The organism is Streptomyces lydicus (assembly GCF_000717345.1).
Taxonomy (GTDB): Bacteria; Actinomycetota; Actinomycetes; order Streptomycetales; family Streptomycetaceae; genus Streptomyces; species Streptomyces lydicus.
Genome location: NZ_JNZA01000010.1, coordinates 137113 through 152023 on the forward strand (window position 1 = coordinate 137113; position 14911 = coordinate 152023).

The following is a 14911-nucleotide window of genomic DNA, read 5'->3' on the forward strand; positions in this document are numbered from 1 at the left end:
CCGGAGGGACCACGACGTGAAGCAGCACGACGCGATGTACATCGACGGCAGCTGGCGGCCCGCCGAGGGCGGCGGCACGATCGAGGTCGTGGACCCGGCCGACGGACGGGTCATCGCGACCGTCCCGGCCGGCTCCGCCGCGGACGTGGACGCCGCGGTGCGCGCCGCCCGCGTCGCCCTCCCCGGCTGGGCCGCCACCCCGCCCGCGCAGCGCGCCGACCGGCTGGCCGCGCTGCACGAGCAGCTGGTGGGGCGCGCCGAGGAGATCGCGGAGACGGTGACCGCCGAGCTGGGCTCACCGCTCGCGTTCAGCAGGGCGGTGCACGCCGGGGTGCCGGTCGCGGTCTGCGGCTCGTACGCCGAACTGGCCCGGACCTTCTCCTTCGAGGAGCGGATCGGCAACTCCACCGTGCTGCTGGAGCCGGTCGGCGTGGTCGGCGCGATCACCCCCTGGAACTACCCGCTGCACCAGGTCGTCGCCAAGGTCGCCCCGGCCCTGGCGGCCGGCTGCACGGTGGTGCTCAAACCGGCCGAGGACACCCCGCTGGTGGCCCAGCTCTTCGCCGAGTGCGTCGACGCGGCCGGGATACCCGCCGGGGTGTTCAACCTCGTCACCGGCCTCGGCCCGGTCGCAGGCCAGGCGCTCGCCGAACACGACGGGATCGATCTGGTCTCCTTCACCGGCTCCACCGCCGTCGGCCGGCGGATCGGCGCCGCCGCGGGCGCCGCGGTCAAGCGGGTGGCGCTGGAACTGGGCGGCAAGTCCGCCAACGTCATCCTGCCGTCCGCCGACCTCGCCAAGGCGGTCGCCGTCGGCGTGGCCAACGTCATGGCCAACTCCGGCCAGACCTGCAGTGCCTGGACCCGGATGCTGGTGCACGAGGACCGGTACGACGAGGCCGTCGCGCTGGCCGCCGCCGCGGTCGCCAAGTACGTGCCGGGCGAGCGGGTCGGCCCGCTGGTGAGCGCCCGGCAGCGGGACCGGGTGCGCGGCTACATCGAGCGGGGGGTCGCCGAGGGCGCGCGGCTGGTCGCGGGCGGCCCCGAAGCCCCCTGCGCGCAGGGCTACTTCGTCAGCCCCACCGTCTTCGCCGACGTCACGCCCGGCATGACCCTCGCCCAGGAGGAGATCTTCGGCCCGGTGCTGTCGCTGATGAAGTACGCGGACGAGGACGACGCGGTCCGCATCGCCAACGGCACCGTCTACGGCCTGGCCGGCGCGGTCTGGGCGGCCGACGAGGCCGAGGCGGTCGCCTTCGCCCGGCGCCTGGACACCGGACAGGTCGACATCAACGGTGGCCGCTTCAACCCCCTTGCCCCGTTCGGCGGTTACAAGCAGTCCGGCGTCGGCCGGGAGCTGGGCCCGCACGGCCTGGCCGAGTACCTGCAGACCAAGTCGCTCCAGTTCTGACCCGTCCGGGCGGCGGGGAGGCCCCGCGCGGCCGACCCGCCGCCCGCCGGTCCCGTCCCGACCGGTCCCGCCCCGACCCGTCCCGTCCCGTCCAGCGCACCGAGGAGACCCCCGTGGTTCGCGCCGCCGTCCTGCCCGCCGTCAACGCCCCGCTCCAGGTCGCCGAGATCGACCTGCCCGACCCCGGCCCCGGCCAGGTCCGCGTCAAGCTGGCCGCCGCCGGCGTCTGTCACTCCGACCTCTCGCTGTCCAACGGCACGCTGCGCCAGCCCGTCCCGGCCGTCCTCGGTCACGAGGGCGCGGGCACCGTCACCGCGGTCGGCCCCGGCGTGACCACGGTGGCCCCCGGCGACCCGGTCGTCCTCAACTGGGCGCCGTCCTGCGGCGACTGCCACTTCTGCGGGCTCGCCGAGCCCTGGCTGTGCGCCAACGCGGGCGCCGCCGCGAACGCCCCGTACGCCACCCTCGTGGCCGACGGCAGCGCACTCCACCCGGGCCTGGGCACCGCCGCCTTCGCCGAGGAGACCGTGGTGGCCGCGCACGCCGCGCTGCCGCTGCCGGACGGGGTGCCGCTCACCGACGCGGCGCTGCTCGGCTGTGCGGTGCTCACCGGCTGGGGCGCGATCCACCACAGCGCGGCGGTGCGGCCGGGGGAGTCGGTCGTGGTCCTCGGCGTCGGCGGGGTGGGCCTGGCCACGCTGCAGGCGGCGCGGATCGCCGGGGCGGGCACGATCGTGGCGGTGGACGTCTCCCCGGCGAAGGAGGAGCTGGCCCGCGCGGCGGGCGCCACGGAGTTCCTGATCGCCGGTGAGGACACTGCCAAACGGGTCCGCAGGCTCACCGGGGGCGTGGGCGCCGATGTCGCCGTGGAGTGCGTGGGCCGCGCCGACACCATCCGTACGGCCTGGTCGGCCACCCGGCGCGGGGGCCGCACCACGGTCGTCGGCATCGGCGGCCAGGACCAGCAGGTGAGCTTCTCCGCCCTGGAGCTCTTCTACTTCGGCCGGACGCTGTCCGGCTGCGTCTACGGCAACAGCGACCCCGCCCGCGACCTCCCGGTCGTCGCCGGGCACGTCCGCTCGGGCGCGCTGGACCTGTCCGCCCTGGTCACCGACCGCATCGGCCTCGACGACATCCCGGCCGCCTTCGAGGCGATGGTGGCGGGGAAGGGCGGACGTTCGCTGGTGGTCTTCTAGGGGCTCCGCCGGGGGGCCGGGCCGGGGTGCGGGTGCGCCCCGGCCCGTTGTGTTGCGGCGGGCGGAGGGCGCGTCCCGGCGCCGAGAACTCGTGGTGCGCGGTCCGTTGACGGCGTACCGGCTGGTCGGTACGGTCGCCCGACATCAGGCGCCGCCCCCCATCCCTCCCGCACCCACCCCCGGAGTGTGCACGCATGGACACGGCCCCCTCCGCGCCCCACGACAGCACCGGCGGCACCACCGCGCCGCCCTCCGCCGGCCGCCGCCGGGTCGCCACCGCGGCCGCCCTGGCCTCGGCCGTCGAGTGGTACGACTACTTCGTCTTCGGCATCGCCGCCGCCCTCGTCCTCGGCGACGCCTTCTTCCCCTCCGGCAGCCGGGCCGCCGGAGTGCTCGCCTCCTTCGCGACCTTCGCGGTGGGCTTCCTGGCCCGCCCCGTCGGCGGGGTGATCGCCGGTCACCTCGGCGACCGGCACGGCCGCAAGCCGATGCTGGTGCTCGCGCTGACCGTGATGGGGCTGGCCACTACCGCCATCGGCCTGCTGCCCCCGTACGACACCATCGGGCTGGCCGCGCCGGTCCTGCTGGTCGTGCTGCGGCTGATCCAGGGCATCGCGGTCGGCGCCCAGTGGGGCGGCGCGATGCTGATGGCCACCGAGTACGCACCCGAGGGCCGGCGCGGCCTGTACGGCTCGCTGGTGCAACTCGGGGTACCGATCGGCGTGATGACCGCCAACACCGTCTTCCTGCTGGCCGGGGCGGTCACCGGCGAGCGGGCGTTCGGGGCCTGGGGCTGGCGGATCCCGTTCCTGGTCGGCGCGCTGGTGCTGCTGCTCGCCCGCTACATCCACACCCACGTCGAGGAGACCCCCGCCTTCCGGGCCGCGGAGCGGGAGCTGGCGGCGGCCGAGCGGGCGGCCGAGGCCCGGCGCTCACCCCTGGGCACGATCCTGCGCCACCACCTCGGCACCGTCCTGCTGGCCGGCGGCTCCTTCGCGGTCAACACCGCCACCTTCTACATCCTGATCACCGGCGTGCTGGACTACGCCACCCGCTCGCTGCACATGCACCGCACCTCCGTACTGGCCGTCTCCCTGCTGGTCAGCCTCACCCAGCTCGCGCTGATCCCGGCCGCCGCGGCGCTCTCCGACCGCATCGGCCGGCTGCGGGTCTACGCCGCGGGCGCCGTCGGACTGCTGCTCTGGGCGGTGCCCATGTTCCTGCTCATCGACACCGCGTCGCTGCCGTGGCTGGCGGTCGGCACGTTCGTCGGCAGCTGCTTCCTGAGCATCATGTACGGCCCGCAGGCCGCGCTGTTCGCCGAGCTGTTCACCCCCGAGATGCGCTACACGGGCGCCTCGCTCGGCTACCAGATCAGCGCCGTCCTGGGCGGCGGACTCGCGCCCTTCGTGATGGTGCTGCTGCTGGAGGCGAGCGGGACCTCGATGGCGGTGTCCGGGTACATCATGGTGCTCTCCGTCCTCGCGCTGGTGTCGATCCGGCTGCTCACCCGGCGGGCCCCGAAGACGGTCACCGGGCGGCCGGCCACCGGGCCCGCCCGGGGCGCGTAGCCGGCGCCGGATCAGACCCTGCGCAGCCGGGGGAAGGCCGGCGCCGCCGCCAGGAAGACCAGCGCGACCAGCACGAACGGCCAGGTGAAGGCGTGGCCGCCGGACGGCGCGAAGAGGGCGGCCAGCGCCGGGTGCAGGAAGGTCGCGGCCGCCGCCCCGGCCACCGCGTACGCCAGGCTCCAGGCGTCCGCGACCAGCACCACCCCGCACAGCGCCATCGTCACCAGCACGGCGTTGTAGCCCGCCACGCCCTCGGCCACCTGCTCGGCGGGTGTGCCGAGAGCCCACGCGGTGAGCAGGCCGACCACGCTGCCGACGCAGGCCAGCACGCCCGCACGGCGGCCGGCGAGGAAGAGGCCGAGCAGGAATATCAGGCCGACGTACCACTGCGGCATGAAGAAGACCTGCCCGATGTTGGCGAAGAAGCCGTGCCACAGGTCGCTGAAGGTGAGGGAGACCGGGCCGTCCGCGGCGCGGGGGAGCGCGGCCGGGCCCGCGTCCTCGTGCCAGATCCGCGGGAAGCCGGGCGCCGCGATGGTCAGCGCGCTGGCCGTCATGCAGAACGGCAGGGTGAAGGTGGGCAGTTGCCAGGTGGCGAGGAGGCGCGCCACGGCGGCGGTGAGGACCGTGACCAGCGCGGCGGCGGCCAGGGCGAGCAGCGCGGTGGACAGGTGGCGGGCGCCGAGGAGGACCGCGCAGCCGACCGCCACCAGGCAGGCGTTGAAGCCTTCCAGGCCCGCGGTGATCCGGTCCCGGTCGACGCCCAGCAGGCGGGCGGTGGCGGTGCCGGCGGCCGTACCGGCCAGCCCGTACAGGCCGAACTCCCAGCCCGCCGCGCACAGGCCGGCCGAGAACACCACGCCGGTCAGGGCGTTCGGCACGAAGTCGACCTGCGCCTGCCCCCGCAGCACCTCGATCACGAACCGCATGTACCGCGCCCGGAAAGGGCCGTTGATGGCCGTGCCCCACTCGCGCACGCCGCCTCCCGCTCGCACGCCAGGCTCCCGCCTGCCGCCCCTGCCGGTCAGGGGCCGGGGCACTTTACAGCGGCCGGGCGCGGTCCGTCGGCGGGACCAGCTCGGGGTGCCGCAGCGCCAGGCCGTCCACCAGGGCCTGGAGGCCGGTCTCGAACGCGCCCTCGTCCACCTGGCGCTGGTGCTCCGCGAGGAGGTGCGCCTGCCCGAGGTGCGGGTAGTCGGCCGGGTCGTACGCGCCGGGGTCGTCGACGAAGCCGCGGGCGAACGAGCCCAGCGCGGAGCCCGCGACGAAGTAGCGGACCATCGCGCAGACCCGGGTGGCCTGCGCGGGCGGCCAGCCCGCCTCGACCATGCCGCCGAACGCCGCGTCGGCCATCCTCAGCCCGGCCGGGCGGCGGCCGGGGCCCTGCGCGAGGTACGGCACGACGTGCGGGTGCGCGGCCAGCGCCGCGCGGTAGGACCGGGCCCAGCCGAGCAGTCCGGTGCGCCAGTCGCCGCCCTCGAACGCCGCGACGTCGACCTCGGCGATCACCGTGTCGGCGACCGCGTCGAGGATCTCGTCCTTGGTCGTGAAGTGGTTGTACAGCGAGGGCCCGCTGACGCCCAGCTCCGCCGCCAGCCGCCGGGTGGAGAGGGCCGGCAGCCCCTCGGCGTCGATCAGCTCCAGCGCCGTGGCGACGATGCGCTCGCGGCTGAGGAGGGGCTTGCGGGGTCGGGCCATGACGCACATAGTAGAGCCTGCCCAGCGAAAACTAGCAGTGCTAATTAAAGGCGTCGGTGGGACCCTCCGGCGCTGCTCACGCCCATGAGGGGACCGGGATGGATCTGGAGCTCAGCGCGGAGCAGACCGCGGTACGCCGGCTCGCCAGGGACTTCGTCGACCGCGAGGTCGCGCCGCACGCCGCCGCCTGGGACCGCGCGGAGAAGGTCGACCGCGCCGTCGTCAAGAAGCTCGCCGGCCTCGGCTTCCTCGGGCTCACCGTCCCCGAGGAGTACGGCGGTTCGGGCGGCGACCATCTCTCGTACGTGCTGGTGACCGAGGAGCTGGGCCGCGGCGACTCCTCGGTGCGGGGCATCGTCTCGGTCTCCTTGGGGCTGGTCGCCAAGACGATCGCCACCTGGGGCGACGAGGACCAGAAGCGCCACTGGCTGCCGCGGCTGACCTCCGGCGAGGCGCTCGGCTGCTTCGGCCTGACCGAGCCGGGCACCGGCTCCGACGCGGCAAGCCTCGCCACCCGCGCGGTCCGCGACGGGGACGGGTTCGTCATCGACGGCGCCAAGATGTTCATCACCAACGGCACCTGGGCCGATGTCGTCCTGCTCTTCGCCCGCACCGGCGACGCCCCGGGCCACCACGGCATCAGCGCCTTCCTCGTGCCCGCCGACAGCCCCGGCCTGGAGCGCCGGGAGATCCACGGCAAGCTGGGGCTGCGCGGCCAGGCCACCGCCGAGCTGGTGTTCGACGGCGTACGGGTGCCGGCGTCCGCGATGCTCGGGCCGGAGGGCAAGGGCTTCTCGGTCGCGATGTCCGCGCTGGCCAAGGGCCGGATGTCGGTCGCCGCCGGCTGCGTGGGCATCGCCCGGGCCGCACTGGAGGCCGCGCTCGGCTACGCGGGCCAACGGGAGCAGTTCGGCGGCCCGCTCGCACGTCACCAGCTGGTGCAGGAGCTGCTCAGCGACATCGCGGTGGACGTCGACGCCGCACGGCTGCTGACCTGGCGGGTCGCCGATCTGATCGACCGCGGCGAGCCGTTCGCCACCGCCGCTTCGCAGGCCAAGCTGTTCGCCTCGGAGGCCGCGGTGCGCGCCGCCAACAACGCCCTGCAGGTCTTCGGCGGCTACGGCTACATCGACGAGTACCCGGTCGGCAAGCTGCTGCGGGACGCCCGCGTGATGACCCTCTACGAGGGCACCAGCCAGATCCAGAAGCTGCTCATCGGCCGGGCACTGACCGGGGTCTCCGCCTTCTGACGGTGCCGCCCCGGCCCGCACCGGCCGCCCGACCGGACCTAAGCGCTTGCTCAGTGCCGCGGTATGGTGTTCGATCCGTCTGAGGAACGTCCCTGGCGGGTCGAGGAGCGGGGTGCGCGATGGGTGCGGCGGCACAGCAGGCTGCGGAGGAGAACGAGGAGTGGGCCGGGGTGACCCCGGACGCCGCGCGACGGCTGGTCAGCGCGGCCGTCGAGGCGTTCGCCGAGCGCGGCTACCACGCCACCACCACCCGTGACATCGCCGGCCGCGCCGGGATGAGCCCGGCCGCGCTCTACATCCACTACAAGACCAAGGAGGAGCTGCTCTACCGCATCAGCGGGATCGGCCACGAGAAGGCGCTGCGCATCATGGGCGCCGCCGCCGAGGCCCCGGGCAGCGCCCCCGAGCGGCTCCGCGACGCCGTGCGCACCTTCGCCCGCTGGCACGCCGAGCACCACACCACCGCCCGGGTCATCCAGTACGAGCTCCAGGCGCTGAGCCCGGAGCACTACGCCGAGATCGCCGGACTGCGCCGGCAGACCGACCGGCTGCTGCGGCAGATCATCCAGGACGGCGCGGACAGCGGCGCGTTCCATGTCGACGACGTACCCGGCACCACCCTGGCCGTGCTGTCGCTGTGCGTGGACGTCGCCCGCTGGTTCTCCGCGGACGGCTCGCGCACGCCCGACGAGGTCGGCGCGCTCTACGCCGACCTCGTCCTGCGGATGGTGGGCGCCCCGCCGCTGCCCGCTACAGGTAAAAGCGGCTGACCGTCTCCGCCACGCACACCGGCTTCTCGCCGCCCTCGCGCTCGATCGTCACGACCGTGGTGAGCTGCACCCCGCCCGAGACCTCGGTGACCTCCGCGATCCTGGCCGTGGCGCGCAGCCGCGAGCCGACCGGCACGGTGGCGGGGAAGCGCACCTTGTTCGTGCCGTAGTTGATGCCCATCTTCACGCCGTCGACCCGCATCAGCTGGGGTACGAGGGCGGGCAGCAGCGACAGCGTGAGATAGCCGTGCGCGATGGTGGTGCCGAACGGGCCGGCGGCGGCCTTCTCCGGGTCCACGTGGATCCACTGGTGGTCGCCGGTGGCGTCCGCGAACAGGTCGACCCGCTTCTGGTCGACCTCCAGCCAGTCGCTGGTGCCCAGTTCCTCGCCGACCGCTCCGCGCAGTTCGTCGAGCGATCCAAACACTCGGGGCTCTGCCATCTCCGCCTGCCTCCCTGGGATCCGCCGGCCGCCGTCGTCCGGTACCGGCCGACTGTTACTAAGCGCTTGCTCAGCATGCGGAGTGCGGGCACCCCCTGTCAACGCCCGGGCGACCGCGGACACGTTCTAGGGTTGAACCGTGCCCCAGCTTCCGTACAAGGTTCATGAGCTCACCGTCGGCCAGCTCTCCGCGCGCAGCGGCGCCGCGGTCTCCGCGCTGCACTTCTACGAGTCCAAGGGGCTGATCAGCAGCACCCGGACGGCCGGCAACCAGCGCCGCTACACCCGCGACGCGCTGCGCCGGGTGGCCTTCGTCCGGGCGGCGCAGCGGGTCGGCATCCCGCTCGCGGTGATCCGCGACGCGCTGGCGGAGCTGCCCGACGAGCGCACCCCCAACCGCGACGACTGGGCCCGGCTCTCCCAGGTCTGGCGCTCCGAACTGGACGAGCGGATCAGCCAGCTCGTCGAACTGCGCGACCGGCTGACCGACTGCATCGGCTGCGGCTGCCTCTCGATGCAGACGTGCGCGCTGTCCAACCCGTACGACAACCTCGGCGAGCAGGGGCCCGGCGCCCGGCGGCTGCGGGTGGACCGCAGCGCCAAGGACCCCGGCAGCACGGACGGCTGACCGCCGGCGCGCCCGCCCCGCGGCGGGACGGGCGCACGCAGACCGGGGCGGAGGTCACCACACGGACGGGGTGCGGGCCGCCCACGGGCGGGCCTGCTCCAGCTGCGCGGACAGCGCGATCAGCGTCGCCTCGTCGCCGTAGCGCCCGCCCAGCATCACCCCGATCGGCAGTCCCTCGGCGTTCCACTGCAGCGGGACGTTCACCGCGGGCTGCCCGGTCGCGTTGTAGAGCGGGGTGAACGGGGTGAAGGCCCCGATGGCGGCGAACTCGGCCTGCGGATCGGTGTCGTCGCGCAGCGCGCCCACCGCCACCGGAGGCGCCGCCACGGTCGGGCTGAGGAGCACGTCGTAGCCGCCGTCGGCCGGCATCAGGCCGTCGGCGAGGGACTGGCCGAGCGCGCGGAAGGCGTACATCGCGCGAGCGAAGTCCGTGCCGGCGACCTCGGCGCCGCGGCCGCGCAGATAGCGGCTGAGCGGCATCAGCAGCTCCTCGCCGGCCGGCGGCACCGGGCGGATCGCGGCCATGACGGACCAGGCGCGGGTGAACGCGAGGCGGATGCCGTCGTCGGCCGGCAGTGCCAACTCCTCGACCTGGTGGCCGAGTCCGGTCAGCAGCGCGGCGGTGTCGGCGGTGGCGGCGAGGCAGTCGGGGTGCAGCGTGACGTCCGGTACCGGGGGCTGGGTCAGGACGGCGATCCGCAGCCGGCCGGGCTCGCGCCGGGCGTACGAGGCGAAGGTCTCACCCGGTGGCAGCGCGGGCGCCGCGTAGGGGTCGCCGGGCATCGGGCCCGCCATGACGTCCAGCAGGGTGGCCGCGTCGGCGACCGTACGGGCCAGCGGACCGGACGTGGACAGGCCCGTCACGTCGTGCAGCAGCGGGCCGCCGCTGATCCGGCCGCGGCTGGGCTTGATGCCGTACAGCCCGCACACCGACGCCGGAATCCGGATGGAGCCGCCGCCGTCGCTGGCGTGCGCGACGGGCGCCAGCCCGCCGGCCACCGCGGCGGCCGCCCCGCCGCTGGACCCGCCGGCCGAGCGCGCCAGGTCCCAGGGTGTGCGGGCGGGTGGCGCGACGCCGTTCTCGGTGTAGCAGGGCAGCCCGAACTCGGGGGTGTTGGTCTTGCCGAGCAGGATCGTGCCGCCCGCCCGCAGCCTGGTCACGACGTGGTCGTCGACGTCCGGTACGTACTCGGCCAGCGCCCGCGAGCCCATCGTGCAGCGCACCCCGGCGACCGAATTGAGGTCCTTGACGGGCACCGGAACGCCGTACAGCGGCGGGAGTTCGCGGCCCGCGCGGCGGGCCGCCGCGGCCTCGCCCTCGGCCTCCGCGGCCTGCTTGCGGGCGATCTCCGGGGTGCGGGTGATGAAGGCGCCCAGGGTGTCGTCGAGCCGGTCGATCCGCGCGAGGTAGTGCTCGGTGAGCTCGACGGGGGAGAGCTCACCGGACCGGATTTCCCGGGCCTGCTCGACCGCGGTCAGATCGTGCAGTTCGGCCATGGACGTCCACCTCTCCTGGGTACCTCCCCTGCCGTCAGTGGCACGGGGGAGTGCCGCACGGCCCTGCTGCCGTACGGGCGCGGGGGCCGACGCCGTCCGGGGTGATGCCGGTGCGGGTGGTCAGCCCGTGAACAGTTGTTTCAGTTTCAGGGTGAGTTCGTAAAGGCCGTACAGGAACGGAAGTCCCACCCAGAGCCAGGCCAGGACGAGGAGGGTGCGGCGGCCGGTCACTGCTCGGCTCCCTTCGGGCGGACGGTTCCGGGAGCGGCGCCGGGGCGGTCCCCGGTCGCCAACTGCGCGGCCGGCGCCGGTGGTTCGTGGTGGCGGGGATGCACCGGCCGGACGAGTTCGTTGGCGGCGAAGCCCACCACCAGCAGGCCGATCATGATGAAGAACGAGGTGGTGTAGAGGTCGGGGCCGCTGCGGCCGGCCGACCCGGCGCGGTCGGCGACGGCGTTGACGATCAGCGGGCCGAGCACACCGGCGGTGGACCAGGCGGTCAGCAGCCGGCCGTGGATCGCGCCCACCTGGTACGTGCCGAACAGGTCCGTCAAGTACGCCGGGGCGGTGGCGAACCCGCCACCGTAGAAGGACAGGATCACCATGGCGCAGCCGATGAACAACGGCTTGGAGGCGTCGCCGGCCAGCGCGATCAGCAGGTACAGCAGGGCGCCGGCGCCGAGGTAGAGGCGGTAGACGTTCTTGCGGCCCATCAGGTCGGAGGCCGAGGACCAGACGATCCGGCCGAGCATGTTGGCCAGCGAGAGCATGCCGACGAAGCCGGCCGCGGCCGAGGCGCTGACCGGTGCCGCGGTGTGCCCGAAGAAGTCGGAGATCATCGGCGCGGCCTTCTCCAGGATGCCGATGCCGGCCGTCACGTTGGTGCACAGCACCACCCACAGGCACCAGAACTGCGGGGTGCGCAGCGCGCTGCGGGCGGAGACCTGCGCCGTGGTCACCGGGGGCCGGTCCGCCGGGAGGCCCGCGGCCGGCCGGGCGGACGGCTGCCGGTCGTCGGCGGGCACCCGCACCAGCAGCACCCCCACCGTCATGAACACCGCGTAGGCCACGCCCATGACCAGGAACGTCCGCGCGATGCCGGAGGCGTCCCCGCCGAGTGCGGCCAGCAGCCGGCTGGACCAGGGCGAGGCGATCAGCGCGCCGCCTCCGAAGCCCATGATGGCGATGCCGGTGGCCATTCCGGGCCGGTCGGGGAACCACTTGATCAGGGTGGAGACCGGTGAGATGTAGCCGATGCCCAGGCCGATGCCGCCGATGAAGCCGTAACCGAGGACGATCAGCCAGTACCGGCCGGTGGCCGCGCCGAGGGCGGCGATCAGGAACCCCGGCCGAGAAGCAGACGGCCGAGACGCACATCGCCCAGCGCGGGCCGTTGCGTTCGACGAGGGTGCCGCCGAAGGCGGCGGACAGCCCGAGCATCACGACGGCCAGCTGGAACGGGAGCGCGGAGGCCGTCCCGGACAGCTGGAGCGAGGACTCCAGGGGCGGTTTGAACACGCTCCAGGCATAAGCCTGTCCGATGGCGAGGTGGATGGACAGGGCGGCGGGCGGGACGAGCCAGCGGCTCCATCCGGGCGGGGCGACGATGCGGGAGCGGGCGAGCACGGACATGCGCGGAACGTACCCCGCGCTCCCCCCTCCCGGAAGGCCGCGTGGCCCAAGTCCCCTGATCCCGGGGCCCGTACGGCGTCGCCCCGGCCCGTACGGGCACCCGCCTCAGTCGCTGCGGCGCTGGTCGTGGCTGTCCTGGCGGAGCCGGTCGGTGTGGCGCGCGAGGTCGTCGATCCGCCCGGCGAGATCGGGGTGGCGCTCGCGCAGGTGCGGCCGGGCCGCGGCCAGCGGGCCGACCAGCCCGGCCGCGTCGTCGTCGCCGAGGGCCCGGCTGAGGTGCCCGACCGGGCCGTCGGCGGCGTCCGGAAGATCGGTCAGGGCGGTGATCTGCCCGGCCAGTCCGCGCAGGTCGGCGGCGTTGTGCCGGGCCCACGCGGTGACGGTGCGGTCGGCGGCGCGGCGGTCGCGGGTGGCTTTGACGCGCTGCTCGCCCGTGGTGTCGGCGGCGCCGGGGCGCAGCCGGAGGTAGCGGCGCTCGGCGGCCTGCCGGCTGGCGACGCCGAGCGGCCCGGCCAGGTCGGCCCAGCTGGCGCCCGCCGCACGGGCCGCCTCGATCAGCCCGGTCTCCCAGCCGGCCAGCCGCTCGCGCACCTCACGCAGCAACAGCAGGGAGGCCAGCGCCTGTTCGGGCCCGCTGCCGGCCGGTGGTGCCTCGTCGGCGTCGGCGGCGTGGGCGGCGCGCACCGCCCGGTCGATGTCCTCCAGTGCCGAGGCGGTGGCGGGGAAGGGGGCCGGGCCGGGGCGCGGATCCTCGACCGGGCCGGGCGGGTCGGGCAGCTCGCCAGTGGTCATCGCGGTCTCCTGCCGTCGGGGTCGTCGTTCCGTGGTGTGCGTCGCGGGGGCGCCCGTGTCGTCACTCCGATGACGTCTGCGGTTGTCATCGATTGGATGACATGCTACAACGGAGTCAGGTGAAGCGCATAGGCAGCAAGTGCCTGAACCGTTGGAGGTGTTTCGTGATGTTGATGCGCACTGACCCGTTCCGCGAACTCGACCGGCTCACCCAGCAGCTCATGGGAACGTCCGGCACGTGGTCACGCCCCTCGCCCATGCCGATGGACGCCTATCGCGAGGGTGACGTGTACGTGATCGCGCTCGACCTGCCCGGGGTCGCGAAGGACGCGATCGACATCGACGTCGAGCGGAACATGCTGACCGTCCGGGCCGAGCGCCGGCCGGTCGCCGAGCGCGACGACGTGCAGAAGGAGCTGTCCGAGCGCCCGTTGGGCGTCTTCTCCCGCCAGGTCGTGCTGGCCGACACGCTCGACACGGAACACATCGAGGCCGATTACGAGGCGGGCGTGCTGACCCTGCGCATCCCGATCGCGGAGCGCGCCAAGCCCCGCAAGGTCGCCATCGGCGACGGCACGCCGCGCAAGGAGATCAGGGGCTGAGCGCCTCCCGCCGCCATCCGTGACGGAGGACGGGGATCACCTGTCCGTCCCCCCTTCGGCCCCGTCCTCCGCACCCCGCCGCCTGCCGGTGGGCGGACGCCGGCCGGCTTCCCCGCTCCCGGCCGCGCCACCCGTCCCCCCGGCCGTCCGGCCAACCGTCCGACCAACCATCCGACGAGAAAGGCGACCGCAGCGCCCATGGTCACCCAGCCCGAACCGACCCGTCCCGCACCGGCGATGACGTTCCTCCGGATGCTGGAACGGGTGCGGTACGAAGGGGCCTATCCCACCCGTGAACGTGCCGAGGAGGTCGTACGCGCCGTGCTGGCCGCACTCGGCCGGCAGGTCACCGGCGACGAACGCGTCGACCTCGCGGCCCGCCTGCCCGTCGAGGCGGCCCGGGAGTTCACCGCCCGGCCTCCGGTCCTCGAACGGCTCACCGGCTGGGGCTTCGTGAAGGACCTCGCCGAACGCACCGGCGGCACGCCCGCGACCACGCGCTGGGACACCGGCGCCGTACTGTCCGTCGTCGCCGAACTCGCCGGTCCCGAGCTCCTCACCCGGATCCTCGCCCAACTGCCCACCGGGTACGCCCTGTTGTTCGGCCGCGCCGAGCTCGTCCAGGCCGCCTGACCCGTCGCGACCGAGGGCCCGGCGCCGCGTCCTACGGGGCCCCCGGACCGGCCGCCGCCGCCCGTACCAGCTGGGCGTTGTCGGCGGCCGGGCGGCCGTCGGGGAGCAGGAGGGTGTCCTCGACGCCGATCCGGGTGTCCAGGCCCCGCTGCCGGGCCAGTCGCAGCACCGGCCACGCGCCGCCGTCCGACCCGTGCAGCAGCACCGGGCGGCCGTGGCCGCTCGCGGCCACCGCGGCCAGCAGCTCGCGCGCGGTGGCCGTCGCCGTGTCCGGGTCGGTGACGGTCACCTCGGCCAGCACCCGCAGTACCCGGGGCGCGAGCGGCGAGCGGGCGAACCGCTCCGGGCCGTCCGTGCCGGACCACCGGCCCGCCTCGACGCCGATGCCGCGCTCCAGCAGCGCCGCGGTCACCGCCTCCGCGCCCGGCTCGTGCCAGTTCACCGAGGCGATGGGGGTACCTCCCTGTTCGAGCGGAGCCGAGAACTTGGGGGAGGCAGCACCGTCCAGGAGCCGATGCGCGCCACCCGGCGAGAGGGGTCGGGCTCGGCCCGGGCGCCGGTCGTCACGCCCACCGGGACGTCCACCACCGCCCGGAGCGCCGCCAGCGCCGGGCCGACCACGCGCGGCGAGAGCTAGGGGCTGTCGTTTGGATCATGCCGGGCTCGCGGGGTCTGGCACCGCACCTCGCCGCGTTGTCGTCGGTCGCCAGCGCTCCGCCCTGACTCCCTCCTCCGCCTTGCGATGCACGGCACCAGACCCCGCTCCCTGATCCGGCCTGATCCAAACGA

At 74.5% G+C, this 14911-nt stretch carries 14 protein-coding genes and 2 pseudogenes; 8 read left to right on the forward strand and 8 right to left on the reverse strand.

Going from position 1 to position 14911, the window contains the following annotated elements:
* The first annotated feature begins 16 nt into the window (after positions 1 to 16).
* The 3 genes from OO62_RS11575 to OO62_RS11585 all read left to right on the forward strand — a co-directional run bounded on the left by OO62_RS11575 (position 17) and on the right by OO62_RS11585 (position 4178).
* Positions 17 to 1411, forward strand: a complete 1395-nt coding sequence (locus OO62_RS11575; protein WP_033267234.1) for an aldehyde dehydrogenase family protein — start codon at positions 17 to 19, stop codon at positions 1409 to 1411.
* Between the two features lie 113 nt (positions 1412 to 1524).
* Positions 1525 to 2607: a Zn-dependent alcohol dehydrogenase gene (locus OO62_RS11580; RefSeq protein WP_033267235.1), complete on the forward strand. Its 1083-nt coding sequence runs from the start codon at positions 1525 to 1527 to the stop codon at positions 2605 to 2607.
* 194 nt (positions 2608 to 2801) lie between these two features.
* Positions 2802 to 4178 (forward strand): MFS transporter, encoded by a 1377-nt coding sequence (locus tag OO62_RS11585; protein ID WP_033267236.1) that lies wholly within the window; start codon positions 2802 to 2804, stop codon positions 4176 to 4178.
* Positions 4179 to 4189: 11 nt separating this feature from the next.
* On the opposite strand, the gene OO62_RS11590 is transcribed toward OO62_RS11585, so the two are convergent.
* Positions 4190 to 5155, reverse strand: a complete 966-nt coding sequence (locus tag OO62_RS11590; protein WP_338326215.1) for an urea transporter — start codon at positions 5153 to 5155, stop codon at positions 4190 to 4192.
* A gap of 64 nt (positions 5156 to 5219) precedes the next feature.
* Positions 5220 to 5876, reverse strand: a complete 657-nt coding sequence (locus tag OO62_RS11595; protein WP_033267290.1) for a TetR/AcrR family transcriptional regulator — start codon at positions 5874 to 5876, stop codon at positions 5220 to 5222.
* A gap of 98 nt (positions 5877 to 5974) precedes the next feature.
* On the opposite strand from OO62_RS11595, the gene OO62_RS11600 reads away from it, so the two are divergent.
* Complete coding sequence (locus tag OO62_RS11600) at positions 5975 to 7126, forward strand: acyl-CoA dehydrogenase family protein (RefSeq protein WP_033267237.1); 1152 nt, start codon at positions 5975 to 5977, stop codon at positions 7124 to 7126.
* A 119-nt stretch (positions 7127 to 7245) separates the two neighbouring features.
* Complete coding sequence (locus tag OO62_RS11605; RefSeq protein ID WP_033267238.1) at positions 7246 to 7896, forward strand: TetR/AcrR family transcriptional regulator; 651 nt, start codon at positions 7246 to 7248, stop codon at positions 7894 to 7896.
* On the opposite strand, the gene OO62_RS11610 is transcribed toward OO62_RS11605, so the two are convergent.
* On the reverse strand, positions 7877 to 8338 hold the full coding sequence (locus OO62_RS11610) for a MaoC family dehydratase (RefSeq protein WP_033267239.1): 462 nt from the start codon (positions 8336 to 8338) through the stop codon (positions 7877 to 7879). The two genes, OO62_RS11605 and OO62_RS11610, sit on opposite strands and share 20 nt — an antisense overlap.
* A gap of 139 nt (positions 8339 to 8477) precedes the next feature.
* On the opposite strand from OO62_RS11610, the gene soxR reads away from it, so the two are divergent.
* On the forward strand, positions 8478 to 8966 hold the full coding sequence (gene soxR, locus OO62_RS11615; protein WP_033267240.1) for a redox-sensitive transcriptional activator SoxR: 489 nt from the start codon (positions 8478 to 8480) through the stop codon (positions 8964 to 8966).
* A gap of 54 nt (positions 8967 to 9020) precedes the next feature.
* On the opposite strand, the gene OO62_RS11620 is transcribed toward soxR, so the two are convergent.
* The 4 genes and pseudogenes from OO62_RS11620 to OO62_RS11630 all read right to left on the reverse strand — a co-directional run bounded on the left by OO62_RS11620 (position 9021) and on the right by OO62_RS11630 (position 12887).
* Positions 9021 to 10463: an amidase gene (locus OO62_RS11620; RefSeq protein WP_033267241.1), complete on the reverse strand. Its 1443-nt coding sequence runs from the start codon at positions 10461 to 10463 to the stop codon at positions 9021 to 9023.
* Between the two features lie 120 nt (positions 10464 to 10583).
* A complete protein-coding gene (locus OO62_RS41680) occupies positions 10584 to 10694 on the reverse strand; it encodes an MFS transporter small subunit (RefSeq protein WP_413252233.1) in 111 nt (36 codons plus the stop codon).
* Positions 10691 to 12095: pseudogene (locus tag OO62_RS36405) on the reverse strand (OFA family MFS transporter). The gene OO62_RS41680 and the pseudogene OO62_RS36405 overlap by 4 nt, the downstream one beginning before the upstream one ends.
* Before the next feature lie 105 nt (positions 12096 to 12200).
* Positions 12201 to 12887, reverse strand: coding sequence for a hypothetical protein (locus OO62_RS11630; RefSeq protein WP_033267242.1), 687 nt, complete (start codon positions 12885 to 12887; stop codon positions 12201 to 12203).
* 167 nt (positions 12888 to 13054) lie between these two features.
* Here OO62_RS11630 and OO62_RS11635 point away from each other — a divergent pair, with 167 nt between their 5' ends.
* The gene (locus OO62_RS11635; RefSeq protein ID WP_033267243.1) at positions 13055 to 13489 is read left to right on the forward strand and encodes an Hsp20/alpha crystallin family protein; all 435 of its coding nucleotides are present in this window, start codon (positions 13055 to 13057) and stop codon (positions 13487 to 13489) included.
* 198 nt (positions 13490 to 13687) lie between these two features.
* Positions 13688 to 14122, forward strand: a complete 435-nt coding sequence (locus tag OO62_RS11640; RefSeq protein ID WP_033267244.1) for a DUF2267 domain-containing protein — start codon at positions 13688 to 13690, stop codon at positions 14120 to 14122.
* A 49-nt stretch (positions 14123 to 14171) separates the two neighbouring features.
* Here the strand turns inward: OO62_RS11640 and OO62_RS37405 are convergent.
* Positions 14172 to 14758: pseudogene (locus OO62_RS37405) on the reverse strand (3-keto-5-aminohexanoate cleavage protein); the annotation flags it as partial.
* Positions 14759 to 14911 lie beyond the last annotated feature (153 nt).

Bases quoted from the DNA above. Each gene is read 5' to 3' on its own strand.
- OO62_RS11605 (WP_033267238.1), top strand. From the start codon at position 7,246: ATGGGTGCGGCGGCACAGCAGGCTGCGGAGGAGAACGAGGAGTGGGCC.
- OO62_RS11600 (WP_033267237.1), top strand. From the start codon at position 5,975: ATGGATCTGGAGCTCAGCGCGGAGCAGACCGCGGTACGCCGGCTCGCC.
- OO62_RS11640 (WP_033267244.1), top strand. From the start codon at position 13,688: ATGGTCACCCAGCCCGAACCGACCCGTCCCGCACCGGCGATGACGTTC.
- OO62_RS11630 (WP_033267242.1), bottom strand. From the start codon at position 12,887: ATGACCACTGGCGAGCTGCCCGACCCGCCCGGCCCGGTCGAGGATCCG.
- OO62_RS11595 (WP_033267290.1), bottom strand. From the start codon at position 5,876: ATGGCCCGACCCCGCAAGCCCCTCCTCAGCCGCGAGCGCATCGTCGCC.
- OO62_RS11635 (WP_033267243.1), top strand. From the start codon at position 13,055: ATGTTGATGCGCACTGACCCGTTCCGCGAACTCGACCGGCTCACCCAG.
- OO62_RS11585 (WP_033267236.1), top strand. From the start codon at position 2,802: ATGGACACGGCCCCCTCCGCGCCCCACGACAGCACCGGCGGCACCACC.
- OO62_RS11620 (WP_033267241.1), bottom strand. From the start codon at position 10,463: ATGGCCGAACTGCACGATCTGACCGCGGTCGAGCAGGCCCGGGAAATC.
- OO62_RS11610 (WP_033267239.1), bottom strand. From the start codon at position 8,338: ATGGCAGAGCCCCGAGTGTTTGGATCGCTCGACGAACTGCGCGGAGCG.